The organism is Desulfosporosinus acidiphilus SJ4, from assembly GCF_000255115.2.
Lineage (GTDB): Bacteria > Bacillota > Desulfitobacteriia > Desulfitobacteriales > Desulfitobacteriaceae > Desulfosporosinus > Desulfosporosinus acidiphilus.
The window spans coordinates 1,138,599-1,164,906 of record NC_018068.1; the positions used below are offsets into that span (position 1 = coordinate 1,138,599).

The 26,308-nt window shown below is 41.0% G+C and carries 20 protein-coding genes and 2 other annotated features; of the genes, 14 read left to right on the forward strand and 6 right to left on the reverse strand.

Annotated features, from left to right (window positions below):
* Nucleotides 1-241: 241 nt before the first annotated feature.
* Entirely contained in the window at nucleotides 242-1,891 is a 1,650-nt protein-coding gene (locus DESACI_RS05210) for a long-chain-fatty-acid--CoA ligase (RefSeq protein WP_014826123.1), read from the forward strand.
* Between the two features lie 148 nt (nucleotides 1,892-2,039).
* Here the strand turns inward: DESACI_RS05210 and DESACI_RS05215 are convergent, their stop codons facing one another.
* From DESACI_RS05215 to DESACI_RS05225, 3 genes are all read right to left on the reverse strand, one after another.
* Nucleotides 2,040-3,299 carry a DUF438 domain-containing protein gene (locus tag DESACI_RS05215; protein ID WP_014826124.1) on the reverse strand — a complete coding sequence of 420 codons (1,260 nt, stop codon included), beginning with the start codon at nucleotides 3,297-3,299 and terminating at the stop codon, nucleotides 2,040-2,042.
* A gap of 292 nt (nucleotides 3,300-3,591) precedes the next feature.
* Nucleotides 3,592-4,509 carry a phosphatase PAP2 family protein gene (locus DESACI_RS05220; RefSeq protein ID WP_014826125.1) on the reverse strand — a complete coding sequence of 306 codons (918 nt, stop codon included), beginning with the start codon at nucleotides 4,507-4,509 and terminating at the stop codon, nucleotides 3,592-3,594.
* Nucleotides 4,510-4,515: 6 nt separating this feature from the next.
* Nucleotides 4,516-5,745 (reverse strand): heparan-alpha-glucosaminide N-acetyltransferase domain-containing protein, encoded by a 1,230-nt coding sequence (locus tag DESACI_RS05225; RefSeq protein WP_242833125.1) that lies wholly within the window; start codon nucleotides 5,743-5,745, stop codon nucleotides 4,516-4,518.
* A gap of 639 nt (nucleotides 5,746-6,384) precedes the next feature.
* On the opposite strand from DESACI_RS05225, the gene DESACI_RS05230 reads away from it, so the two are divergent.
* The 3 genes from DESACI_RS05230 (at nucleotide 6,385) to mutY (ending at nucleotide 10,567) form a co-directional block, all read left to right on the forward strand.
* Nucleotides 6,385-8,763: an ATP-dependent DNA helicase gene (locus DESACI_RS05230; protein ID WP_014826127.1), complete on the forward strand. Its 2,379-nt coding sequence runs from the start codon at nucleotides 6,385-6,387 to the stop codon at nucleotides 8,761-8,763.
* 110 nt (nucleotides 8,764-8,873) lie between these two features.
* Nucleotides 8,874-9,299: an EamA family transporter gene (locus tag DESACI_RS05235; protein ID WP_014826128.1), complete on the forward strand. Its 426-nt coding sequence runs from the start codon at nucleotides 8,874-8,876 to the stop codon at nucleotides 9,297-9,299.
* 11 nt (nucleotides 9,300-9,310) lie between these two features.
* Nucleotides 9,311-10,567 carry an A/G-specific adenine glycosylase gene (gene mutY, locus DESACI_RS05240; RefSeq protein WP_014826129.1) on the forward strand — a complete coding sequence of 419 codons (1,257 nt, stop codon included), beginning with the start codon at nucleotides 9,311-9,313 and terminating at the stop codon, nucleotides 10,565-10,567.
* On the opposite strand, the gene DESACI_RS05245 is transcribed toward mutY, so the two are convergent.
* A complete protein-coding gene (locus DESACI_RS05245) occupies nucleotides 10,564-10,761 on the reverse strand; it encodes a hypothetical protein (RefSeq protein WP_014826130.1) in 198 nt (65 codons plus the stop codon). The genes mutY and DESACI_RS05245 overlap by 4 nt on opposite strands.
* 411 nt (nucleotides 10,762-11,172) lie before the next feature.
* Nucleotides 11,173-11,424: a binding site (T-box leader), on the forward strand.
* A 182-nt stretch (nucleotides 11,425-11,606) separates the two neighbouring features.
* Here DESACI_RS05245 and DESACI_RS05250 point away from each other — a divergent pair.
* The 8 genes from DESACI_RS05250 (at nucleotide 11,607) to DESACI_RS05285 (ending at nucleotide 20,132) form a co-directional block, all read left to right on the forward strand.
* Nucleotides 11,607-12,743 carry a bifunctional 3-deoxy-7-phosphoheptulonate synthase/chorismate mutase gene (locus DESACI_RS05250; RefSeq protein WP_014826131.1) on the forward strand — a complete coding sequence of 379 codons (1,137 nt, stop codon included), beginning with the start codon at nucleotides 11,607-11,609 and terminating at the stop codon, nucleotides 12,741-12,743.
* A 127-nt stretch (nucleotides 12,744-12,870) separates the two neighbouring features.
* A complete protein-coding gene (locus DESACI_RS05255) occupies nucleotides 12,871-13,404 on the forward strand; it encodes a nitroreductase family protein (RefSeq protein WP_014826132.1) in 534 nt (177 codons plus the stop codon).
* A gap of 56 nt (nucleotides 13,405-13,460) precedes the next feature.
* The gene (locus tag DESACI_RS05260; protein ID WP_014826133.1) at nucleotides 13,461-13,805 is read left to right on the forward strand and encodes an HIT family protein; all 345 of its coding nucleotides are present in this window, start codon (nucleotides 13,461-13,463) and stop codon (nucleotides 13,803-13,805) included.
* A 382-nt stretch (nucleotides 13,806-14,187) separates the two neighbouring features.
* Nucleotides 14,188-14,880 carry a hypothetical protein gene (locus tag DESACI_RS05265; RefSeq protein ID WP_014826134.1) on the forward strand — a complete coding sequence of 231 codons (693 nt, stop codon included), beginning with the start codon at nucleotides 14,188-14,190 and terminating at the stop codon, nucleotides 14,878-14,880.
* Nucleotides 14,881-14,995: 115 nt separating this feature from the next.
* On the forward strand, nucleotides 14,996-16,243 hold the full coding sequence (locus tag DESACI_RS05270; protein WP_014826135.1) for a HAMP domain-containing sensor histidine kinase: 1,248 nt from the start codon (nucleotides 14,996-14,998) through the stop codon (nucleotides 16,241-16,243).
* Complete coding sequence (locus DESACI_RS05275; protein ID WP_014826136.1) at nucleotides 16,240-16,926, forward strand: response regulator transcription factor; 687 nt, start codon at nucleotides 16,240-16,242, stop codon at nucleotides 16,924-16,926. Before DESACI_RS05270 ends, DESACI_RS05275 begins: the two co-directional genes overlap by 4 nt.
* Nucleotides 16,927-17,027: 101 nt before the next feature.
* Nucleotides 17,028-17,307: a binding site (T-box leader), on the forward strand.
* A gap of 39 nt (nucleotides 17,308-17,346) precedes the next feature.
* The gene (locus tag DESACI_RS05280) at nucleotides 17,347-18,870 is read left to right on the forward strand and encodes a 2-isopropylmalate synthase (RefSeq protein WP_014826137.1); all 1,524 of its coding nucleotides are present in this window, start codon (nucleotides 17,347-17,349) and stop codon (nucleotides 18,868-18,870) included.
* 299 nt (nucleotides 18,871-19,169) lie between these two features.
* The gene (locus tag DESACI_RS05285) at nucleotides 19,170-20,132 is read left to right on the forward strand and encodes a LysR family transcriptional regulator (RefSeq protein ID WP_014826138.1); all 963 of its coding nucleotides are present in this window, start codon (nucleotides 19,170-19,172) and stop codon (nucleotides 20,130-20,132) included.
* Between the two features lie 429 nt (nucleotides 20,133-20,561).
* Here DESACI_RS05285 and DESACI_RS05290 read toward each other — a convergent pair whose 3' ends face one another.
* Together DESACI_RS05290 and DESACI_RS05295 are read right to left on the reverse strand one after the other, a co-directional pair.
* Entirely contained in the window at nucleotides 20,562-22,790 is a 2,229-nt protein-coding gene (locus DESACI_RS05290; RefSeq protein ID WP_014826139.1) for an acetyl-CoA hydrolase/transferase C-terminal domain-containing protein, read from the reverse strand.
* A gap of 473 nt (nucleotides 22,791-23,263) precedes the next feature.
* Complete coding sequence (locus tag DESACI_RS05295) at nucleotides 23,264-23,779, reverse strand: cytochrome c3 family protein (RefSeq protein WP_014826140.1); 516 nt, start codon at nucleotides 23,777-23,779, stop codon at nucleotides 23,264-23,266.
* 197 nt (nucleotides 23,780-23,976) lie between these two features.
* Here DESACI_RS05295 and DESACI_RS05300 point away from each other — a divergent pair, with 197 nt between their 5' ends.
* Both DESACI_RS05300 and DESACI_RS05305 read left to right on the forward strand, forming a co-directional pair.
* Nucleotides 23,977-25,044: a cytochrome c3 family protein gene (locus DESACI_RS05300; protein ID WP_014826141.1), complete on the forward strand. Its 1,068-nt coding sequence runs from the start codon at nucleotides 23,977-23,979 to the stop codon at nucleotides 25,042-25,044.
* Nucleotides 25,045-25,324: 280 nt separating this feature from the next.
* Nucleotides 25,325-26,281 carry a ketopantoate reductase family protein gene (locus tag DESACI_RS05305; protein ID WP_014826142.1) on the forward strand — a complete coding sequence of 319 codons (957 nt, stop codon included), beginning with the start codon at nucleotides 25,325-25,327 and terminating at the stop codon, nucleotides 26,279-26,281.
* Nucleotides 26,282-26,308: the final 27 nt, after the last annotated feature.

Sequence of the window (26,308 nt, forward strand, 5' to 3'; positions counted from 1 at the left end):
TCCAATTATTTTGTATAAATATATCCCACCACAGCAATGGATTAAGGATAAGACATAGCAAGTATAATAAATTTTTATAATATTGGTACAATTCTTGCAAATGTAAACAAGGTGAATAATTATGAATATTTAGAAAAAGGTGGTGATAATTTTATTGCTGCAACGCAGCTATTTGGGCATGGCGGCCGTTTGTTTGTTAAACGGTCTTTGGGATTGGTGAAATTAAGGAGGTTAAGTAATCATGCCACAAACTGAAAAACCTTGGTTAAAAAGCTATCCGTCCAAAATAAAGCCAAACTTGGATTATCCTGCAATGACTCTTGGACAATTGCTGGATGATGCAGTAAGTAAGAGACCAGATACAGTGGCCATGATTTTTGAGGATCAAAAGGTTACGTATAGGGAGTTTGGAGATCAGGTGAATCGCTTTGCCAAAGGGTTATTGGACATAGGTGTAAAAAAAGGAGATCGAGTTGGGCTAATGGGGCCTAATTGCCCCCAATGGGTTGTTAGTTTTTACGCCTTGCTTAAGATCGGTGCCATCGTTGTACAAACTAACCCGATGTATGTGGAACGCGAAATAGCCCATCAAATGAACGATTCCGGTGCCACAACAATTATTGTGTTGGAAGCGTTGTATCCCAGAGTTAAAAATGTTCTTCACGAAACCTCCCTGCAGCGCGTCATAGCTTTTAGTTTTTTTGCTCCTGTTGAGCCCGCAAAGGACTTATATTCCTATGATGAATTGATAAAGAATGATTCGATTTTACCACCGGTTGAGCTAAATCCTGCTGCTGACTTAGCGGTTTTACAATATACGGGCGGTACGACGGGTGTGTCCAAGGGTGTCATGCTTACACACCGTAACTTAATATGTAATGCTCTGCAGAGTATTACATGGTCTCTGGATTTAAATTACGGGGAAGAACGAATCCTGACAATATTGCCGGTGTTTCATGTTTATGGAATGACTAACTGTGTAAACTATGCCGTGGCTAGTGCATCAACCCAAATAATCTTGCCTCGCTTTGAAATAGATAAAGTCTTAGCTGCTATTAAAAAATATAGGCCAACCCTATTCCCTGGTGCGCCCACGATTTTTATGGCTATTAACAACCATCCTCGAATTGCGGATTATCGGGAATGTTTAGCAGCTATCAAAGTTTGCAATAGCGGTTCAGCGCCTCTTCCTTTGGAAGTTGCCCAAAAGTTCAAGAAAGTAACGCAGGGAGAAGGAAATTTGGCCGAGGGATATGGACTGTCCGAAGCTTCACCGGTTACTCATAGCAATCCATTGGATCGTCCTACCCGTGAAGGTTCTATAGGTATCCCCTTCCCAGATACAGACTGTGTTATCATGGACCTGGAAACAGGAACAAGGCCTCTCCCGGCAGGAGGGATCGGAGAATTGTGTATTAGGGGCCCTCAGGTTATGAGCGGGTACTGGAATAGGCCCGAGGAAACAAAAGCGACCTTACGGGATGGCTGGCTGCATACAGGTGACATTGCCAAAATGGATGACGATGGTTATTTTTATATCATCGACCGAAAGAAAGATATGATTATCGCTGGAGGCTATAATATTTATCCCCGTGACATTGAAGAAGTTCTTTATGAACATCCTAAGGTGAAAGAAGTCGTTGTTGCCGGAGTACCAGACCAGTATCGCGGGGAAACCGCGAAAGCCTATATTGTGCTGCATGATGACATAGAAGGAACTGAACAGGAATTTATTTTATTTTGCAGAAGCAAAATGGCAGCCTTCAAAGTTCCGCGTCTCGTTGAGTTTAGAAAAGAGTTGCCGAGAAGTATTGTAGGAAAAGTTTTACGACGTCAGCTAGTGGATGAGGAAAAGGCAAAACTTCAGGCTGCCGTTGCGAGCCAGGCTTAGTTTTTCTATACCATTTCCGATTCCAATAGATAAATCAAGCGTTGAGAACAATGGACGAAACATCTTTTAAATGAGGTTTCGTCCATTTCCTGTTCAGGAGTTAAATAATATTCAAAGTATGAGCGCATGCAGTTGTGTTTAGGTTGGGCTATTCTTCGGAGTAAATTCGTTTTTCTCCTCGGAGGCTCTGATATTTTTGAATATCTTGGGTGACCTCAATTGTACCTCGGTACGTCCCGTTTTCATCCCGTAACGCGAAATATTGGATATAAACATACTGATTGTCCATATGTAGCCAGAAATCAGCTGTATCACGCTGCCCGCTTTTAAAGTCTTGAACGATCTTGTTAACAATATGAACGCTGTCAGGAGGGTGGCAGTCTTTGACATTACGGCCGATAATTGCCTTACTGCGCTGAAAGATACGTTCTTTACCAAAAGAGAAATAGCGAACGATATCGAATTCATCCACAAAGGTTATATCCACCGGCAGGTGATTAAAGATAAGACTTATTTGTTCTAAGGAAAGAGCGCCGGTTGAAAAAGGAAGAAGTTGATGAGGCAGACTGCTTGGTGATTGAGTCTGGGAAAAGGCCTTTTGATCAACCGGTGGTTCGGGAGGAACGGATGGAATCCATCCATGATCAGGCTGAACTAACGCATATCCGATCTCACCGCTCTGTTCGGCCACTGCCGCCCATTCTGCTTCAGTTAAGGTTTCCATGCTCATTGGGAATAAGATATTTTCCTCTTTGTAAATCATATCTTCAATAGCTTTTAGTACCGGTAAAGCCGTAGTTTGAATCATTTCTTGAAAAACATGGGTTTCGGAGGTCGGGTGCGAAAGTTCTTGAGAAATCTGCTTTAGTTGGGCTCTGATTTCATCATGTATCCCCCACATCACTTTGGGGGGACCGCTTACTCCGTGCTTTTCCAAGTAAGCAAAGAGAATATTCTCTTTGCGGCTGTAATGCTTTTCTATTTCAATCAATTGCCGGTGGAGGGCTTGCCATTCATTGAGAATTTTACCTGGAATAGCTGATTGAGCGGAATCGAGAAGCTGTTCCAGAAGGGGACGCAGCTCCTTAATTAAGCTTTCAATGGCCTGATTTTCTTTGCGAAATGTCTGAATGGGGTGCCCGCCTTGCTCTTGTGATTTGGGCTGTTGGTCAAGACTATCCTGGAATACGGAAACATGAACATCACAAAGACTTTGGATTTCCTTTTCCGGCAAACCTTCTTGAATAAGTTCCTGCTCCAAAGCGGCGATTTCTGTTGCCCCGACATCGGATAAGAGCTCACGAAATCTTTCTTTCAATTCCTGAGGATTTTTATTTTGATGAATGTCGCGAATAATTTGCTTGAGAGTTTCTCGCCGCTGGTTATGATGCCCCATGAGTTCACTCATAGTTTTTCTCCTTTCGCCGTTAAGCTTATCTATAAAAGGATGCGACGATTAGGAGCTTTTCATGCATAATGAGCCGCCACCTTTCTTTATGCTGGCGCCAGCTAAGTTTTCTTTATCCAATCGTGAGACTCCCACTTCTCTAAATGGGAGGGGTCCCGTTCTCTGCTTCAGTGCGGGTAGAGTCCATCCTTCAGCGCGATAGCATTTGTTATTGGCTCGGCGCTTTCGGCGAAACTGTCCATAGGACACTTTCGTCACCGTGGCCACGATGTTCAGCTTTAGCCGAACGAGTTCACTGGGTCAATTTCAAATCCCGCAAGGATTTTGAATTAAGAGGTTTATTTTCCTCGCGAAGGGCGATCCTATGAATTAACCAATCGCCCAATTTGACAGTGACGAGTGCCAAAAGAAGGCCGCCGATGACATCAGTAACCCAATGTATTTCTAGGTAAAGAGTTGAATAGATTATCGAAAGGCAAAAAATTGTCCAAACCCAACGAAAAAGTTTGTCTTTTTCTCTCCAGGCTAAGAGAAGCATGGCAAAAGAAATTGAAGTATGCATGGAAGGAAAACAATTTACGACAACAACGGCCGCTTGGGCCGGGGAAAGGTTGCGCGCCATACCATCCGGTTGTCCTAAGACATACCAAACTTCGTTAACATGAATCGTTAAGTAGAAAGGGAAAATTAAAAGAAATTGCAAGATGTGGGCGGACAAGCTGTAGCGAATCATTTTCAAGGAGTCTTTGGCCCAAAAGGAGCGAAAAATCGGGATTAATACCGGGAGCGTAAAGCCATTGGCATAAATCCAACGGAAGTAGGCTGTCAACCAAGGAGTTTTAATGACTCGAAACATCCAGCCGTTATTTCCGGGAATAGATTTAAACAAAGCATCTAAGTCCAAAAGATGGACACGAGTTCCTAATTGCCAATAGACAATGTCATTCCAAACGGGAGGGAAATATTGCCACATTAGAATAGGAAAAATAACTAAAGGAATACCAATTTTCAAGAAGCTCTGCCAAGATACAGTTAAACGATCAGGCTCAATATTCCAGAAAGCTCCCACTAAAAGGAGGTAGGAATAGTGGGCAGGCCGATCGGGAGCTATTAGAACGTAGAGGATTATCGCCACTAAGCACAGACGTAAGAGAGTTGTTTTTGACCCTTTCGGCCAGTGTAATGTTTTTAGAATTACGGAAGAACTCATTGGTATTTATCTGCCTTTCTCAAACTTTATAATGGAATTGTTAACTTTTCCAGAGTAGCTTGGCTCTAATTGAGGAAGCAGTTTTGGGGTGAAAAAATGGGTTTTAAGATAAATTCTCCAAGTCTGGTAGCCACTAGAAAGAGGATAAAGGATTAATATCCCCATGAGCCAAATCCCAACTCCCAGTAAAAGAGAGAGACTATTGAAATGCCCTGTAATTGCAGGTATCGCGGCGTAAAGCCAAAGGTGGGCGTTGTAAAAGAAAAGCGGGGATTGACCAAATTTCTCCAATATATTTCCCAACTTCGAAGTTTGAGAGACTTTGAAAAAGATATAGCATAACAAGAATACCACTCCGAGGTAAAGAAGAAAAAAGTCAATACTTGGGGGGTATTTGGAAAGTCCGAAGAAACCTTGCAAAGTGCCGTCAGGAACCAGATAATCTCCCACTCCGAGAAAACGTAAGATAAAGAAAAGTGATAAACTGCATAATCCGGAGACGGCAAACCTATTTGCCTCATAGGATGGCCCGTGTTTTTCAACATAGGTGTGTCCGTACAGCCAGCCCAGAGCCATAGGCAGAAGCCAAGGGATCAAGGGAAAGTTGTTGTTCACGAGTAAGGTTGATGAGAAGGGGACGGGTAAAACCAAAATAGTCTGCAAAGCTTTTATGAAGGATTGCTGGAAAGGAAAGACTTTTGTGATAGCCGGTAAAAAGAACTGGCTGATAAAATAGAGCAACCCAGATATCCCCAATAGCTTCCAAGGTGAAATTTTACGCCCCAAGATGAGGGCAATAAAGCCTAGACCAATGGTGGACAGCACACTTAAGGAGAAAAAGGTTCCGGTGGTAACCACAGAAAAAAATGACCGGGACTGAAGAAACAGAGGAAGGTTGAAAGCAGGAGAGGCAATAAAAATTTGTAAAAATATAAGTAGGAGTCCCCGTTTCAGCAAATACGTATTAATATCCCAATTTGCAGCTCCCAGAGCCTCACGTTTCTTAACGGACAGGGCTAAAACATACCCGGCAATAAAAAGAAATCCGGGAGCACAGAGGCTGGAAAAAAACATGACGAGCAAGCCAAGAAGGGTAGTACTTCCTATGGGATTAAAGGTTACAATCCCATTAATTAGGAGGGGCAATCCTTCATTATTTACTCGTCCACTACTCCAAAAATATAAAGCGTGATCTAAGGCCATGGTGAGCATAATTAAACCACGGGTGCGATCCAAAAACGATAGTCTCAAAATTATCATCTCATTTCTTATTTCCCTAAATGCCTTCGGCTATCAATTATACTCCCCCCTGCGTTTTATATCTGCGTAAAAGATGAACAAGTTGTTAAGAAATGGTGAAGATCTTACGAGAAATAAAAGAAAAATGAGAAAGAAAATAAGAATGAAAATAGAGAAAAGTTTGAGCCAAACATTAAATAACAGGGCAAATATAAAGTATAATGTCTTTAAGAGATATGTTTGTCCGTTGATTGGAATATACTGAGGTCTCTGAGGTTACAGATACCTGAATTTGTCCAATCGTAAGACTCCCACTTTATGTGGGAGTGGTCCCCATCCCATGCTTCGGTGGGGTAGAGTCCATCCTTCGGCGTGATAGCATTTGTTATTGGCTAGGTGCTTTCGGCGAAACTGTCCACAGGACCTTTCGTCATTGAAGCCCCGATGTTCGGCTTTAGCTGAACGAGTTCACTTTCCGTTAATGAAATATATCGAGGTCACAGGTACCGGAACTTATTGATATGAAGGATTCGCCAAAAGTTACGTCGAATCTTATGGGGCAGCGACGGGCCAGGCCTAAGGCTGATAGAAGTTTTGCGGTTTTAGTAATGTTAACTTATTGGAAGGATTGTAAAATTGAAGATTGTAAAAGTATCCGTGCGAGATTTAGTGGAATTCGTACTAAAAAGGGGTGACTTGCAGCCAGCCTCGCTGGGGGCTGCTCGCACTCAAGATGGTATAAAAGCCCATCAGTACATTCAAAAACATAGCGGTCTGAACTATCTGCCTGAAGTAACACTCTCTTATCTTTATGTCCCAAGGGAGAATCAGTATATAAGTGGACTTGATGAAGAAATTTGCCTGGAAGTTAAAGGACGAGCGGATGGGATATTTAAAACGGAATCCGGAGTTTGTGTCGATGAGATAAAAACGACGTCCATGGATTTATCCTTACTTGAAGAATCCATAAGCGGTATGCACTGGGCCCAAGCCCAGTGTTATGCCTTTATGTATGCAGTTATGGAAAGCTTGGAAAACATGGAAGTTCAGCTCACATATTATCAACTTGACACCGCTGAAACGAGAAAATTTAATAAATGGTTTACTTTAGAAGAACTAGCGGAGTTCTTCTTTAATTTAGGGGAACGATATTTGGCCTGGGCTTGTCGGGTTCAAGAGTGGCTTATTGTCCGCGATGAAAGTATTCATAACCTAAATTTTCCCTTTGAGGCTTATCGGGTGGGGCAAAGGGATTTGGCTGTCGGCGTCTACCAGACGATAAAGCACGGCGAGATGCTTTTTGCTCAAGCTCCCACAGGCATCGGCAAGACCATGGGTACTCTATTTCCTGCCCTGAAGGCTATGTCCGAAGGGTTAACTGTGCAAATTTTTTACCTCACGGCTAAAACCATCACTCGTACCGTTGCGGAAAGGGCTTTGTCTGATTTACAAAACAAAGGGTTAAAAATTAAGCGGCTGACCCTAACTGCTAAAAGAAAAGTATGTTTTTTGCCGGAGGTTTCCTGTTTGCCGGAAGAATGTTCCTATGCCAAAGGTTATTATGACCGCCTCCGAGGCGCTGTTGAGGATATGTTTAATGAAGAATCATGGACTCGCCAGGTTCTTGAAGATCATGCCCGTAAACATTCAATTTGTCCTTTCGAATTTTCACTGGAAATGGCTCTTTGGGCAGATGTGGTTATTGGAGATTATAACTATGTATTTGACCCTCGTGTCTATTTAAAACGATTTTTTCTGGACGGAGGGGAATATACTTTTTTGGTCGATGAAGCCCACAATTTAGTGGACCGTGCTCGTGAGATGTTTTCGGCCGAATTAGTGAAGGAAGATTGGCTCAAGCTTAAACGACTCGCCAAAAGGGATAATCCAAGACTGTCTAAGAGTTTGAACCGGGTCAATACTGCCTTAGGCAAAGAAAAAAACCGTTGTCTGGCTGCAAATTCCCAGGGAGAATTTGTTGAAAAAGGGCTTCCCGGCAGCCTTATTAAGGTTTTGAGACAATTTGTTAAAGAAGTTGAAGTTTTTTTAAAATCAAAAGCGGAAACGTATCCTTGGCAGGAACAGCTTTTAGATCTTTACTTTCAGACCTTAACGTTTCTTAGAACAGCGGAAAGTTATGATACACGTTATGTGACCTGTCTGCAATTTCGGGAAGAATTTAGGGTCAAACTGTTTTGTCTCGACCCTGCTATCCGGCTTAGAGAAGCGTTTGAGAAAGGGAAAGCATCAATACTGTTTTCTGCAACCTTAAGTCCTATGGATTATTTTATGAATGTTTTGGGCGGAGAAGAGACGTCGTTTAAATTAAGATTATCTTCCCCCTTTCCCGCAGGAAACTTACATGTTATGATTCACAAAAGCATTCCTACTAAATATAAGCAACGAGCTTTGAGCTATGAGCAGATTGCCGAAACAATCGCCGCCGTTATTCAGCCTAAAGTAGGGAACTATCTCGTTTTCTTCCCTTCTTACGAATATTTGCAGGAAGTTATTCTCAGGTTTCGAGTGCAAAATCCTTCAGTTAAGGTTATTCAGCAAACTTTAGGCATGCTTGAAGAGGAACGGGAGAATTTCTTGGCGGATTTTATGAAGCATCCTGAGCAAACATTAGTAGGTTTCGCTTTAATGGGCGGCATCTTTGGCGAAGGAATTGATTTATTAGGTGATCGCCTCTCAGGGGCTATTATTGTTGGAGTGGGCTTGCCTCAGATTGGATTTGAACGAGAGATAATACGTGCTTATTACGAAAAAGTAAGTCATGAAGGGTTTGAATTTGCCTACATGTACCCGGGAATTAACAAGGTTTTGCAGGCAGTGGGACGAGTCATCCGAACAGAGAACGATAGGGGCATTGTTTTACTGATTGATGAACGCTTCGCTCAATGGAAGTACAAAAAATTGCTTCCCCCTGAATGGAAGAACATTCATTACATGACTAATACTAAGGCTGTTCGAGAATCAGTTGGAAAATTTTGGACAGAGACAGTTCACTAACGTGATGACTATATTAACATCTGAAATGGCCTGAAATCATTATATCTTAAGTTTAAGAGAGTGATTGGCAAAAAAAGACCCGAACAATTAAGTGCGAATGGGGTTTGAATATGCTGGAATATGTGTTTCCTATAGTTCTTATTGTCATATCAAATATTGCTTATAATATCTGTCAAAAGACGACTCCTCAAGATGTCAATCCTTTCTCTGCTCTGCTGATAACCTATACGACTGCGGCTGTATTAACTGTTTTAGCGGGCTTTTTATATAAAACTGACAAAAGCTTTTTACATTCTTTTGCCAAGTTGAATTGGACGAGCTTTGTCTTGGGATTGGCAATTGTAGGACTTGAGGTGGGTTACTTAATGGCTTACCGAGTAGGCTGGAATATTGGGGTCGGTTCGTTGGTTGCTAACATTATTCTGGCTGTAATGCTTATTCCTATCGGGATATTGTTTTTTAATGAAGGTTTTACGTTTTATCAAATTTTTGGAGCACTTATGTGTATCTGCGGTTTGATCCTGATTAATAAATAGGAGATAAAGGTATGGGAGCTCAAAAAAAGATGATTCAAGACGATTCAACAAACTCTGACATAGCTGATCTGTTGTTGTCTTGGTATCAAGTGAAAAAAAGAGATTTGCCTTGGCGAAAGACGAAGGATCCTTATACAATCTGGGTGTCTGAAGTAATGCTGCAGCAAACTCAGGTAAAAACGGTAATTCCATACTATGAACGATTTCTCCAACGCTTTCCTAACATAAAAAAACTGGGTGAGTCAAGCATTGAAGAGGTATTAACCGAATGGAGAGGTCTGGGTTATTATGTAAGAGCCCGACGAATGTGGGAGGGGGCACAATATCTTCTCGCCCAAAGGGCAGGCAAAATGCCCGGCAATTATGATCAACTTCTCAAAGTACCGGGCATTGGAAAGTACACTGCCGGAGCTATCGCCAGTATTGCTTTTAAAGAGAAGGTTTCGGCAATTGACGGCAACGTGTTGAGAGTCATGTCCCGTCTCTTGGCCTGGGTAGAGCCTATTGAGTCTATTAAAAGTTACCGTTACTTTGATCAACGCATAGCTGCTTGGCAGTCAGTCTTTGATCCGGGTGATTTTAACCAAGCTTTAATGGAATTGGGAGCTATAATATGTACTCCCCAGAAGCCTAATTGTCTTGAATGCCCTTTGCTTGAAGTCTGCCGCGGTAAAAAGCAAGGAAACGTTCTTCTTTATCCTGTAAAAAGGATCAAATCACAACGTCAAGAGGTGACTCGATTAACGTTTGTCCTACGGCAAAGAAATGAAATCTATTTGCAAAAACGACCGGCAGATGGTTTACTGGCAAGTCTCTGGGAACTACCCGGTGTGGAAATTTTGCCGGAAGACAGCCGCGAAGATGATTTTTCAACCTTTTCGCAGGCGGATTGGTTTCGATTGTTTCAAGAAGCAGTTGCCGACCGATCCTATGACGGAGTTGTTCAGAAGCAGTTGGCCCAAGTTGTCCCTTTGCAGGGTCCTATATGGTACAATTTCAGCCATCGGCGCTGGAAGATTCTATGGGTATGTTTGGATGTTGGGAATTATCCCGGGACTCAGAAAGGCGCTTTTGAGTCCAATTTAAATATGGTTAAAGACGATGCCAATACTTATACGGCAGACGAACAAAAAGAACACCTGGTCGAGTGTGACAGGTGTTGGGTTACTTCGGAAAATTTTCGCGAAATTCCTCTTCCGGTTGCTTTTCGAGGGATTTTCAGCGAAGTATTTAAGGAGATGGCTCATACAGAAAATAAATCATTCTAAATCATCGACGCTGAGTACTTATCGTCATTTTGAGAATCCTGGGATAATGGAGATAGTGAATTGCTTCCTACCTGTGCTCGTTCAAGCCATTTTTTTGAAACCTTGCATTTAACAATATTTCCTTTTTCATCAGGGCCTTGAAGTACTATTTTTTCTCCAAAGAGTGAATCTAATAAACCTAGCGAAAAACGCATTTATAAAAACTCCTTTCCAATAACTGTATCTAATATCTGTGAAAGGGATTTACATATACTATAACCATAAATGAGGAACCTTAAGATATCCTTAAAATATCCTTTATGATTTCTATATTTTTTCCTATCAGTGATAATGCTATTCAAGGGTTTAAAAGTACGATATTTGATGCTTCGCACCGCTTTGCGGCTTCGTCCTTGACACGTAGAACATTTTAGAGGTTGTGGGGCAGTTAAGATGGTTAAGGAAAGGAACGATAAGAAGATTTGCAAGCCTAACTTCCACTTCTAAGTGTGGTAGGGGTGGAAATAACTTTTACAATTGAGGATAAAGATATAATAGGCTGTTTCTAATATATATAGTTGACAAATTCCCTCCTTCTGTTATAATACTATTAATTTAATCTTACTTTAAAAGCAAAGACGGAGAAAAGTAGGCTATATAGTACCTTTCAGGGAGGAAGAGTCATGACTGAAAACTCTTCTATGTGTGGTAGTAGCTGAAGTTCCCTCCCGAGCTTCCGGCTGAACGAAAAAGTAGGCTTGGACGGTTCTTCCCCGTTAATTGGAAGGGGGTATCGGATATCATTCCCGTACCTTGTGGAGTGGCCAGTAAGGCTAAAAGTTGGGTGGTAACACGAGATAAAGTTTCTCGTCCCGTCAGGGATGAGGAACTTTTTGGTTTTGTTATCTTCCATAGCTCAACAAAGACGAGTTTGAAGACAGTACCTTTTTAGAGAGGACCAGATTTGGTCAAATTGGGTGGTAACGCGGAAGTCCACGGCTTTCGTCCCTGGTGGGATGAGCCGTGGACTTTTTTATATCAATTGAAGGGGGAATAGTTTATGAAAGACTTAAAATTAGCCGGGGGTAAGTCTCCAAAAAGTATGATTGAAATTGGCGAAGCAACTATAGGGGGGAAAGAAATCATCCTTATTGGCGGGCCGTGTGCTGTAGAGTCAAGTATCCAAATGCGAAAGGCTGCTGCCTCGGTAAAACGTTCAGGAGGTAAAATTTTGCGCGGAGGAGTATTTAAGCCACGCACATCTCCCTATAGTTTTCAAGGGTTGGGGCTTGAAGGGGTTAACTATTTGGCAGAGGCTGCAAGAGAAGAAGGGCTTCTGTGTGTTACCGAAGTGATTGATGCCAAGAGTTTGGATTTAGTCGTCGATAGAGTTGATTTGCTGCAAATAGGAGCCCGCAACATGCAAAATTTTGAACTGCTCAAGTTAGCAGGAAAGGTGAATAAACCGGTTATTCTCAAACGTGGGTTGTCAGCGACAATCGAAGAGTGGTTGTTAGCCGCGGAATATATTATGGCGGCGGGGAATCCTCAAGTTATTTTGTGTGAGCGGGGAATCCGGACGTTTGAACCCAGTACTCGAAATACGTTAGATTTGAGTGCAGTAGGAGTTGCTAAAGAACTGTCTCATCTGCCGGTCATTGTCGATCCAAGTCATGCAGCAGGAAGACGTGATCTAATCTCTTCTCTGTCTAAGGCGGCCGTGGCTGCCGGGGCTGATGGTTTACTCATCGAAATGCATCCCAATCCTGAGGAAGCCTTGAGTGACGGACCTCAGTCTCTGACACCGGAACAAATGATGACTGTAGCTCAAGAATTGGAGCAAGTCGCTCAATCAGTGGGGAGAATCTTTGTAAGAGGAAAAACAGAGGAAACTTTGGAAGCTTTGCGCTCAGAAATTGATCAAATTGATCATACAATTGTGAAGCGTTTGTCTGATCGTATGGAAATTGCCAAAAAAATTGGCAATAAAAAGCGATTAGATCGAGTCAAGGACACGGCCAGAGAAAGAGACATTTTGCAACGTTTAGTTCCTTTGGCAGAAGAGTTGCAGCTCTCGCCCGAGTTCGTAAAAAGGATATATTCCTGTGTGTTTGAGTTTTCCGTACAATCGCAAATTAAGAGTAAACTAATGGAGGAAAATGAGCTGGAATCCTACTGCCCAATCGGAGGTAAGTAAACTTCTTACCCCTTGTGCCGGTGAGAAGTTTCTTTTCTGCGTATTATTATTTGATTTTATGCCCTTTTTAAGGGTATTCTTTAAGTAAAGTTTATTGAATTATTTTAATGAGAAAGGAGGGATAAGGTTGTTAGATTTATTATATAAGCGGCGAAGCATTAGAAAATATACAGCAACGAAGATTAATCCGGGAACAGTTCAAATCCTACTAAAGGCGGCTTTGCTAAGCCCGTCGTCCCATGGGTTAAAGCCTTGCCGGTTTTTAGTTGTGGACGACCCTGAGATATTATCACTTTTATCGTCTTCCAAAAAGGGGGCCGGGCATTTAAAGAGTGCAGCATTGGCCATGGTGATCTTGGCTGATCCTGGGGTAAGTGATGTCTGGGTGGAAGATGCTTCTATTGCCGGCACAATTCTTCATCTAACTGCAGAATCTTTGGGGTTAGGATCATGTTGGATCCAAATTAGGAATCGGCAGCATACGGAAAATGAGACAGCAGAGGAATATGTGAGGAAGATATTAGCAATTCCTGAGACATTGAACGTTGCGTCGATTATGGCTCTTGGATATCCGGCGGAGTCCAAATCTCCATATTCGGAGAAAGATCTCGATTTTGCTAAGGTCGACATCAATAAGTACGGAACAAAGTTTAATGGTTAAATCTGTAATCATCAAAGCCAACAAGGCCCGACCAATATAAAGAAAGGAAGAAGGTTATGGGGGATTGCGTATTCTGTGGACTGCCTCAGGAAGCCACATTTGCTGAAAACGATCTCTTTCGAGCTATTTACGATCGGAATCCGGTGAGTAAAGGTCATGCTTTAATTATTTCAAAGCGCCATGTGACTAATATCTTTGAAGCTAAGCCGGAGGAAATGGCAGCCATAGGGGAACTATTAAAGCAGGTAAAGGGTATGCTTGATGAGGAATATCATCCAGATGGTTACAACGTAGTTGCGAATGTAGGGACTGTAGCTGGTCAGACGGTTTTTCATCTGCATCTTCATGTCATTCCTCGTTATCAAGGGGATAAAGATATTCTGAAATGGGATGTTCAGTAAACTATTTCATGCGGGCAAATAAAGAAAGGCAAACTTCACAATTTTATGGAAGTTTGCCTTTTTGTGCTATCTGCCTCCTGTGTCGCCTAAAACGGCACCACGAATGATGAAAATAGATGGTCTCATACTCCTACAGTGGGATTGACCAAGAGTCTCTGAATCAAACAAGTGTGATACACCCCACTGGAGACTATCGGGATGGCGGGAGGGATTGCCATTTCTATATAATGAAGTTTGCAAATCTTATTGCGGAACTGTTGATTCGGATCTTTACATAAGAAAACTTTTTTATGGTTTTTATAAAATTTTTATAATTGCTTAAAGGAGAATTTAGAGCCACCCATTATAATGACCACTGTAGTTATTAAACAAGGAGGTCATTATGATGAGTGGAGTTAAACTTTTGTATGATGTAATCAATACTATGAAAGATAAGGAGGTCATTAGCGGGACATTAAAAGTCGAAGGGACAAAAGATCAATCAAAAATTATCGGTTTCCAAAATGAGTTTGTAAAAAACTTAACTAGCGGAGAGACTAAAGTGAAAATTAGCTCGGAACTGGATTATGACGGCAAGAAGATTAAACATGAAAGCCAAACTGAGTTTACTCTCCCGGGTTGCCGTAGGCATATGCATCACGGCTTTATGAAACATCATCACCATTTTTATCACCATGGCGAATGTGGTATTGAAGGTCATGAGAATCTGAGAAACATAGGGATTCGCGGAAAGTTAGCAAAGTTAGCCTTTGTTCTCAATGTTATTAATCAAATCAAGATGGAAGAACAAGAAGATCAATCGGTTAAACTTTCTCTAAATCTGAAGGAAATACCTGAAGAAATGAAAAAGGCCATCCAAGAAAAAATGAGTCAGCGAAGAATGCCTGAGCATCAGCAACATCATTTTTTGCTGAAAGAATTTTTTACGATGCAAGAGCCCAATATTCAGTGTAATCTTTGGGTCAGCAAGACCAAAGAAATAGAAAGAATCTTGTTGACTGCGGAAGGAAAACAAAATCAGGAAGCGGATGAAATTCATAAGTTACAGCTTACAGCAGAATTGCAGCTGTCTTGACGGATAATCGATTCGCAAATTAAGTTTAAGGGCACAGAACAATCGAATTGTTTTGCGCCCTTATTCTCAGTATAATGAACACAAATCTTCTGCAGTTAAGGAAAAGGTTAAGAAAATGGTGATCAAATTGCTTAAGAGCTTATTTAAACGCCTATATATAAAGATTGAACACCATAAGAGAGTTCATATCAGAAAACATCAGGAATTTCGCCGGCGACATCGGGAATTCCATAAGCAGCAGCACCAACTTTACCGACAATCGGAGTTTTGGGTAAAACACAGACAATTTAAACGAGATCATAGGTCACTGCGCTTTCTTCGCCCCATGAGCATTATCTTCAATTTAATCATTCTCGGTCTGCTCTTCAAGTGGGTAGGAATTCGCTCAATCAGCATATTCTTTGCAATATTTATTATAATTAAGGAAATTTTGCAATTTATTTTTTTGTGGAGATTAGAAAAGAGAATATTTAAGCCTATTCTTAAACTTCAAAACGGAGTAGAAGAAATCGCTCAAGGAAATTATTATGTTCAAATCGAAAGTGATGAGAGTTGTGATCTCGGGTTTATCGGATTATTGGTGGATTCTTTTAATGAAATGGCTCTAAAATTACAAGTCGGTGAGAAGATGAAATTAGAGTATGAAGAAAATCGCAAGACTTTAATTGCTAATATTTCCCATGATCTTAAAACTCCTATATCGTCGGTTCAAGGCTATTTGGAGGCAATATTAGACGGAGTTGTCAGTTCCCCTGAGAAAGTTAACAAGTATCTTAAGACAATTTATCAAAATACTGTTTATATAGATAAGCTAATTGATGATCTTTTCCTGTTTTCAAAGTTAGATATGCAAAAGTTGGAGTTTAAATTTGAAATTATTTGTATACGAGCTTTTATGGAAGATCTTATGGAGGAATTTAAATTCGAATTGGAGGAACGAAATATCAAATTTGATTATCACAATAAAATGGCAGGTGACTGCGAACTTTTTATCGACAGAAAACGGATAAATCAAGCCTTTAAAAACATTATTGGAAATGCCGTCAAATACGGTGTAGATAAGGAATTAATGATTAACATTACCCTTAAGCGAAAGGATAATGTTATTGTTATTGATGTTGAGGACAATGGACCGGGAATTCCAGCAGATAAACTTCCCTATATATTTAACAGGTTTTATAGGATAGACAGCGAACGTACAAAAGACTTAATGAGTACCGGACTTGGCCTCGCGATTGCAAAGGAACTCGTTCAAGCCCATGGGGGTACTCTGTCAGTTTCCAGCATTGAGCAGGAAGGTACATGTTTTTCGATAAAACTTCCGATTATGGAGAACAATCGGAATGAAAGAGGCCTTGAATGAAGCGGATTTTAATTATTGAAGATGATTTGAATATTGCTGAATTAGAGCGGGACTATCTCTGCTTAAACGGGTATGATACAGAAATTGTCCAAGATGGGATTCAAGGCTTAAAAAAAGCCTTAACCGGTCGTTACGACGTAATTATCGTTGACCTAATGCTGCCTGGCAAAGATGGATACCAAATCACGAAAGAAATACGTGAAAAATTTGAAATTCCAGTCATTATCGTTTCTGCCAAAAATGAAGACATCGATAAGATTAGGGGGTTGGGGTTTGGAGCCGATGATTACTTGACAAAACCTTTTAGTCCCGCCGAGCTGACTGCAAGGGTTAAATCACATATCACCAGGTATGAACGACTCAAAGGCAGAGCCGTTGCTCTTGAAGTGATCAACCATCGGGGATTGGAAATTAATACAGCATCTCGTAAAGTTTTTGTCAATGGCAAGGAGGTTCTATTGACAACCACTGAATATGAGCTTCTAGTTTTCTTTGCCACAAATCCTAATATTGTTTTCAGCAAAGAACATCTTCTTGCTACGATCTGGGGAGATGAGTACTTCGGAGATACCGCAACAGTTTCTGTCCATGTTCAGAAGATCAGAAAAAAGATTGAAAGAGATCCATCGAATCCGGAATATATAGAAACATTGTGGGGTGCGGGTTATCGGTTTAATGCCTAGGTCTTAGGGAATTGTTATAGATCAGAGGGTATTCCTTGGGGTAAAATTATAAAATATACTTGACAATTATATGAAGAAGTGTCAATATAGTTAAAAATGCTAAAATGACGATGAGAGGAACTATTACAATTCAGATTCCGTGTTAGAGAGCTGGCGGTTGGTGCAAGGCAGTCATGGGATAGAATTAGAACTCTTCCTCGAGTAGCCGACCGAAATTCAATTTATTAAAGTAGGCTCGGACGGATCTTCCACCGTTAAAAGGAAGAGGATATCGGATCATTGTGTTGAACCATCAACATCTAAGAGATCCCGTATCTGGCCGAGAAGACAACTTTAGTTGTCAATTTGAGTGGTACCGCGAATTAACCCTTCGTCTCAAGCAGAGACGAAGGGTTTGATTATTTTAAGGAGGTTTCTATCATGGAAAAGTTATATGTTTTTGATACAACGCTTCGCGATGGAGAGCAATCTCTAGGGATAACTCTTAATGTTAAGGAAAAACTGGAAATTGGCCATCAGTTGGTCAAGCTCGGTGTTGATATTATCGAAGCTGGTTTTCCGGCTTCCTCGCCAGGGGATTTCGAATCTGTTCAAACCATGGCTAAGGAGATAAAAGGTGTTACTATTTGCGGTTTAACACGCGCAGTAGCAAATGATATTGATCTATGTGCTGATGCCTTACGCAAAGCAGAATATCCGAGAATTCATACCGGAATTGGAGTATCACCAATTCATATGGCCAAAAAGCTTAACTTAACTCCTGATAGACTTATCGAGCAGGCGGTTTTTGCAGTAAAGTATGCGAAGAAGTATGTCAGTGATGTCGAATTTTATGCGGAAGATGCTTTTCGTGGAGAACCGAAATTTCTAGCAAAAGTTATTGAAGCAGTTATTTCGGCAGGGGCCACGGTCGTGAATTTGCCGGATACAGTAGGATATGCAAGTCCCTGGGAATACGGTGATCTTATTAGTTTTATCATCAAAAACGTCAAGAATATTGATCAAGCAATTGTCAGTGTCCATTGCCATAATGATTTGGGGATGGCCACGGCGAATTCTCTTGCTGGAATTAAAGCGGGTGCCCGCCAAGTGGAAGGAACGATTAATGGAATTGGCGAGAGGGCAGGAAATACATCTCTTGAAGAAGTCATTATGGCTATCTTTACCCGGCGCGACGGATACGGAGTTGAAAGCAGCATAAATCATCGTGAAATTTCAGCGACAAGCCGACTGGTTTCTCGCATTACCGGAGTTACTATTCCGGATCATAAAGCAATTGTAGGGGCTAACGCATTTAATCATGCTTCAGGGATACATCAAGACGGAGTCTTGAAAGATAGGGAGACTTACGAGATTATCCAACCGGAGACCATCGGTGTTCCCAAGAATAATATTAATCTTACTGCCCGCTCAGGAAGACATGCTTTGCAATTTCGTCTTGAGGAATTGGGATATAAGATTGAAGGGACCCATTTGGATGACGTTTATCAGAGGTTCTTACTTTTGGCAGATCAGAAAAAAGAGGTCTTTGATCAGGATCTCTATGTTTTGATGGGTGATTCAGATGACACGGGGAACAGCATAGTATTCCAAAGTATGTCTATTGCCACCTCTGGAGTCGGAATGGCTACAGCTACAGTAACCTTGGAATTCGAAGGAAAAACAATAACTGATGCTGCCTGCGGCAATGGTCCGGTAAATGCGCTGTTTAATACCATCGACAGAATAACAGGCAATAAAGCAACTTTAGAACACTATACTCTCAATTCCGTAACGCGAAGCAGTGAGGCGCTTGGAGAGGCTACTGTTAAGATGCGTTACGAGGATGGTCAGTTAGTGGTCGGCAAAGGATATTCTACAGATGTGATAGAAGCCAGTGCCAAAGCTTATATTAATGCTCTGACTAAGAAAACCCCTAAAGCCGAGTCTACCATAGCGATCTAGATCAGCGTAGAAAAGGGGTTGTGTAAAAACTTAACTTGGAAAACCCAAAGGGGGGGGGCAAATGGCCAAAGGCGTTATCATTCCACTACTATAGTGGAGTGACAACGCCTTTCTTTAGCGATTAGAGAAGCAAAAGTGGGAATGCAATGCGGAGGCCAACAAGTTTTGGTTACAGCCCTTTTTTTAGTTAAAAGATATTTCCTTCCAATATTTCGCGCCAGAGGGAAGGAAAAATAGGGAGTTTCAGCGAAATGAAATGATATAATGAACTCGGGAAGCATGAAGGGAGATACTGCACCATGGAACAACACTTTCTTGTCTTTAAAGAAGTGGCCGAAACCAAAAATATAACACTATCCTCCAAAAACCTTCATATGAGTCAACCAAGTATAAGTTTGCAGATTCAAAATTTGGAAAATCATTATGGTGCCCGCTTTTTTGACAGGACTAATAAAGGGGTCACCCTAACAAAAGAGGGTGAAATATTTTATAAACACGTTCGCAGTGTTTTGGGGATTCTGGCTAATGCCAAGGAACAAATATGCGCTTTGGCTAAAGATCAGCGGAGATTAATAACTCTCGGTGCTACTTTAACTATCGGAGAGTATATCCTCCCCAATATTTTAGCCTTTTTATTTAGAACCCACCCTGGGGTTGATTTTAAAGTTAAGATTGCCAATACCGGCTCGATTACGCAAGATGTTCTGGAGAAGAAAATTCATATAGGCCTAATTGAAGGCCCTGTACCGCATCACAAAGATTTGAATGTGGAGAGTTTTTGGGAAGATGAGTTAGTAGTTGTCCTGCCATATTTTCATCCCTGGGCTACAAGAAAAAGCATTGCTCTCTCTGAACTCCCCTATGAGCGCTTAGTTGCCAGAGAGGTTGGGTCAGGGACACGTAAAGTCATGGAAAACGCTATTAAAGAGAGAGGGCTCGATCCCTCGCAATTAAATGTTACAATGGAGTTAGGAAGTACCCAGGCTATTAAACAAGTGGTTGCGGCAGGATTAGGCATAACGATCATTTCGTCATTGACTGTTCGGAAAGATTATGATCAAAAAATATTTAAAACCTTAAAAATCCAAGATGCCCCGGTTTATCGTCCTTTAAGTATTTTAACCAATGCTCATTCTACTCAAACAAAAGATGAACGTCGTTTAACCGATTTACTTCATGATCGCGAGTTGCTTTCGGAAATATTAAGTAAAGATTATAATGAATTAGAAGATCACAGCAACTTAAGTGTTAATGCCAAGTAAATGAATCCTGTTGCTTTAGGTTATCTATGACAAGAGAATCGTTTTAGTATAAGGAAACAATAATGCCTAATTTGAAATAGGATAATATCTATATACCAGGGACTGTTGCAAAATGCATAAGCTCCCCCAATTAAACAAAATCCTGCATAAATTGTGGTTTAATCATCCACTTATATGCAGGGTTTTATTTATTAAAACGTGTAAATACTCATTATGCAAAGGATCCATTATATTGATCCAATCGTGAGACTTCCACTTCTTGTAAGTGGGAGTGGTCCCGGTTCTTTACTTCGGTGGGGGAAGAGTCCATTCTTCAGCGCGATAGCATTAGCTATTCCCTAGGCAGCGGTCCACAGGACACTTTCGTCACCGAAGCACCGATGTTCAGGTTTAGTTGAACGAGTTCACTCAGTTTATTTCCTTTTTTGGTTATTTAGCATGGAGTTGTTTGTTGTTATTCATTGGATACTTTGAAAGTCTGTTGGAATCTGGGATACTATTCCTCAAGGCATAAATTATTGCTTTTCTTAAGAGTCTCTCCTTTATTGAGGCAGGGGCGGAGAGTTCCATTCGTTTTATATGACTTTCGACCGATTTCGGAATCGGCCTAAACAATTCTAGAAGTATTCCTTTTGCCATTTTTATTCGATGTTCTTTAGCAAGGTTTTTTAATGTTTTAAGGGAACCGCCTAAAATGATATCATCTTCCGTTAAGTCCGTCCCAAAAGGGAAGGGTTTAAATACACCTTGTGCTTGGTAGGGTTTGAGTAACGAAGCAATTTTAGCAGGAGTATTATTGCGATATTCCATCGGAATTTCATAATCGAGAGGTATTTTACCGGCTTTTTTTGCCTGAGCCAGCAATTGTCCTTGGAATCGCGAATCAGCAATATTAATCAATTCAGCAATCACTTCTTTTTCGGGTTTGCTTCGGATATCTGCAATGCCATACTCGGTAACAATAATATCTTTCATGTGCTTGGGAATGGAGCAATGACCATAACTAAATACAATATTAGATTTGAGGTTTTTCCCGGAACCTTTTGTGCTTTTTATCATCATGATGACCCGGGCATCGGGGAGCGCATGTCCCATAGCTACAAAGTTATATTGCCCCCCAATGCCGCTGACAACACGGCCGTCCTGAAGTTGATCAGAAGCGATGGCTCCCAGGATACTTGCAATCATGCCTGTATTAATGAAACGTGCATCCTTACGCTGCAGGCTCCTCAACTCTTCATCACCGTAAAGCTGATTAACTTTTTCCACCCCGGACATGCCAAAAAGCTGCCTTTCATCTTCACTCATCTCATTTAATGCATTATAAAATGCTTTAGGTCCAACAAAGAAAGCTCCGAGAATAACCTGTCCGCCCAGTAACTTATTGCCGAGTAATCTTCGTATCTCCGAACGGTTATGTTCTTCATTGAGATCCGTCGAATAGGCAGTCTCTTTATCCATTATGACGTCATTGTTTAAAACGAGTCCTTTTTTTAGTATTCCGAACTTTATTAAAAAGTTAAAGTCATTTTCATTAAGCTTTGTATTGATAGCCTTCATGGCAATTAATTGATCAATGATATCTGATGGGATATTTTCCGGTGAAAGTTTTCCGGCGTTGATGAGTTTCATGAGTGGGATGTTTTCAAAGACCTGGCGTTTTAAAATCTTGCTTTTGTACATTTGCAGGAAGGCGTCTACAAACATCTCTGAAGAACCGTAGAGTCCCTTCTCAAAAACACCCGTATCTCCCCAGTTTTGAATCAGCTTACTATATCGCTTTTTAATTCCGGTTTTTTCGAGAATTTCTTGATATAATTCATTTTGTTCATTGCGCAGGATAAGGCCTGAAACAATGGCATCACCAAGGGCCCCAATACCAACTTGAATGGTCCCGCCGTCTTTGATTAAGGTACTGACATTGATTCCAATCATATGGTCAGACAAAGAAACAGAATCTTTTGGCGGGGCAAAAAGTTCATAATTAAAATCAGGTCCTTGAAGAATCATGTCGTAGCTGCTTCCTTCAACGACGGCATCTCCATACATAAAAGGCATGTTTTTATTTGCTTCGCCAATCAGGACGACCTTCTCTCCCTTGGCTCTTCGTTCTTGGAAGGTTCTTAGAGCTTCTAAAGAAATGTCAGTATTGCACCCCATGGAATACATTGTTTTGCCGTCAATTTCCCGATAACCCAGAAGCTGCCCGAATACGTTGACCCCAAGGGCCATAGCGTCTCGGCAGGCATGGGTATAATGAGTGGACATATGGTTCTGCTGTGCTTGCGGGTTATTTAAATATCCGCCTGCCTTACTGAAAAACTCATAGGCTTCAACATTAGCAGGGAGTTTTCCGGCTCGGAAATCGAGCATATACTCTATATCCGGTACGCCTGCAAAAATTCTGTTAACTAACGATTTCAAATATCTATTTTCAAGTTCATTGCTGCCTCGTGGCTTTTCAAGAGGAAGTGCCGTTAAAATTTTAAGTTTAATTTCGGGATCTTGCTTTGCTCTCCTATAAAGCTCATTTATAAAGAGAATGGGTTTCCCTAGAGCAAGGGTCATAGAAAAAACGATATCTTTGCCTATGTAATCAATTACTTCATCGACGCACTTTTTAACATCTTCAAAGATCATTCCGGAATTTTCTTGCATTATAGTCGCCTGCCATTTCAAATAATTTCTTTTAAAATAAGAGCATACCTATAACGTTTATGCCTGAATAGACTGAGAAGTTAAAGTAGCACGGGTTTATGAATGAACATTCATTTAGTAAAGTTTAGCACATTTTCACAAATAATGAAATGAGTTATCAAAATTATTTACCTAATTTCGATAACTCAAATTTATTAAATATAAATTAATAATCAGTATATTCTATTAACAACTTCTGATCCCGTTTTAATAATCCTAGGTATTTATGACTAACTATTTATTCGTTTTCCTCCGGATTGGCGCCCTGAACATCCCCATATTCTCCCGGAATTTTGCGGAATAATTGTAAATTTCATAACGCTATTCTTTGAAATTTAGCCGGGAAATCGATAACGTAATTGAAAATCAGAATCCCTCCGGAAAGCAAACCAGAGGGATTTTTGTCCTATTAGGCCCCTATGCTCCTGTGCAAATTACTGAGTAGTGGTTGATGTTGATGCATGACCCACATTACCATGACAAGAGATACAGTTAACATTACCGGAAATCATGGGTTGGTGGCTGATAGGCGGGGCATTTGGAGCAGAACCGGGGGCAAGGGTAATATTTTTAGCATTTGGGTAAGCACTGTCTTTGCCGCTATGGCAATACAAACAAGCATCGATATGAGGGGTCCATGCTATTTGAGCCGGAACTTGATGAGTGAAATGCAGGTAAAGTTCTTTATAACTGCTTACTTTACGCACTATGTAGCCGATGTTCCCAGGCGCAGCATGACAATTTAGGCACTCTACTGTTTTGTGAGGGCCTTTTTCCCAAGAGGCCACTTGGGGGGCAATTTCATGACAAGACGTACAGAATTGTGGACGAGAAGTGTAGTGCATTCCTGCGTAAGCTCCAACGAGCAATACTACAAGTACAATTAATCCAATTAGCACGGTTTTTTGAGTTTTACTGGCTTTGGCGGGCTGTCCTTCATTTGGTGCCATTGTCATCATCCTCTTTATGAAACATATTGTCTTCTTCTACTGACTTATTGTTGCATGAACTTGCAAAAAATATGTAAATAACTCTTTTAAATAACTCTTGGAAACATCGCCATTGTTAATCTTAAAAGAAAGTATAAAAGGATCTATTTTCGGTAAACTATGGATGATTAAGGAACCAGTGAAGGAGGTAATTTTTAGTGCGTCGTCTTAAAATTCTTGTTTTTTCGATCTTGACTTTAGTTATAATCACCCTCATTGCAGCCTGTAATAATCAGACTCCTGCACCTGCACCAACTTCGCCCCAAACGACACCCAATGTAACGCAGACTTCTAACACCAATCCAACTTACGTAGGAGAACAAACTTGTCTATCTTGTCATAAGAAAACCAACTATGATAAAACAGCTCATTTTCAGTCCTTTAAACCATTATCGGCTTATAAATTTGACAAAACCTATAGTACAGTTACCGTCTATGATGGAGCTGCTAATGACGCTAAATCTACAACAGTTGATTTGAGTAAAGCACTTGGAGTTCAAATGGACACATATGTTATTGCTCAAATTCCTAAGACAGCCGGTTTTGCCAAACAATATTACAGGGTAGGAAAGGTCAGCAAAAACCCAGACGGAACTTACAAGATCCAAAGTGCAGGTCTTGTCAAAGGAACTCAAAACTGGTCTGCGGAAGATTATTCCTGTCTCGAATGCCATAGCCCTAGTATGGGAAAAGCAGGTTCACCAGATTTAACGATTACCTGCGAATCATGTCACGGACCTGGCAGCGCGCATGTTGCAGCAACCTCGGACGATCAAAAGAAAGCGACTATGCCTTTGCCCACTTCAGATACTTGCTTAAAGTGCCACAATAGTGATCCTACGAAAGATCCGAAGACTGGTGCAATTATAACCACAAACCACTACGGAACACGCGACTTTACGTTCAGTAAGCATAATACAACGGGTATGATTAACGGATGCTTGACCTGTCACCAATATCATGCTCCTGATGCTAACGGCGGATTACTGAGGAAAACCAATCCAAATGATATTTGTGCCACTTGTCATGCAGGGAAAAACTACGATGTAAAAACAATCATGTGGGATAATAAGTCTGATCCCTATAACCACATCACTGCCGACCATAGTTTCACAGCTGTTCCAGAGTCTGCAACAAAAGTTAATCCAACGACTAAAAATGTCGAAATCACAGACCCAACGGTGTTGGATATGATTAAAAAGGCGTTGCCTAATTTAGCTAAGTAAACTATATAACTCGAGTGAAAGGGCCGTGTTGAAACTTTGTTTCTCACGGCCCTGTAATAGGTTTTGGAATGGGGAAAGGCTGACCTTCAGAGCGTGAAAAGGCGAAAGGGGGCCGGGCGTGGGTGTGAGCGTGAAGAGGTGAAAGCGTGAAAGGGTCCTTTTGACACATGTGTCAAAAGGACCCTTTCACGCCTTGTGAGCTTCCATTATCAGGTTTAGTGTGATAATTTATTAAGAGTAAATTGATTGATAGACGATTGTATTTCAAGGAGGGACATTTGTGAAGGTTTTGGTAATCGGTCTGGGTGCGTTAGGAACAGCATATTCCTGTTTTTTAAGTTTGGCGGGGCACGAAGTGACAGGAGTAGGTAGACCCGCTATTTTAGATAAGATTAGAAACAATGGTGTTAAAGTTACAGGTATTTGGGGAGAACATAGCGCTAAACTTAGTGGAATGGTATCTGAGGTCGCAGAACTCGATCGTGATCAATTCGAAATGATTATTGTCACCGTAAAAACCTTTGCAACTGAAGAAATCGCCAAAAATATTTCCCATCTCGTTGGAGATAATACTCATGTGTTTCTCCTGCAAAATGGCTATGGAAATTTTGAATCGGCAGCGAACTATATTTCCGAAGATAGAATTATACTAGGGAGAGTAATTTTTGGAGCAGAGCTGGTTGCTCCGGGGGAGTCAATCGTTACAGTAATAGCAGATGATGTAGTTTTAGGGTCACCCAAAAATCTTATACCTCATGAGTTTCTTGATGAGTATGCAGGGATTTTTACTAAAGCAGGCATTCCCACAAAGTCTTCCCTTGAAATCATGAAATATATTTGGGGAAAAATCATTTATAACTCAGCGCTTAACTCCCTTGGTGCGATCTTTGAAGTGAGTTATGGTCAACTGGCTGAAGAACCCATTACCAGGGATCTCATGAATAAGATTATTGAAGAAATTTTTAACTTGTTTAAAGCGAGGGGAATCGTAACATTTTGGTCTGATGCTCAAAGTTATCTGGAAAACTTCTATCAGAACTTGATCCCTCCGACATCCGCCCATCACGCTTCAATGCTTCAAGATATTCAGAGTGGCCGCCGTACAGAAATTGAATCTCTCAATGGTGCCGTGGTTAAACTAGCTCATGAATCAGGAGTGTCCGTCCCCACGAATGAAATTATCGTGTCTATGGTAAAGGCCAAAGAACATTTTAATTATCGCCAACGCACATGTTGAAATAGAAAATGCGGAGAGGGTGAATGC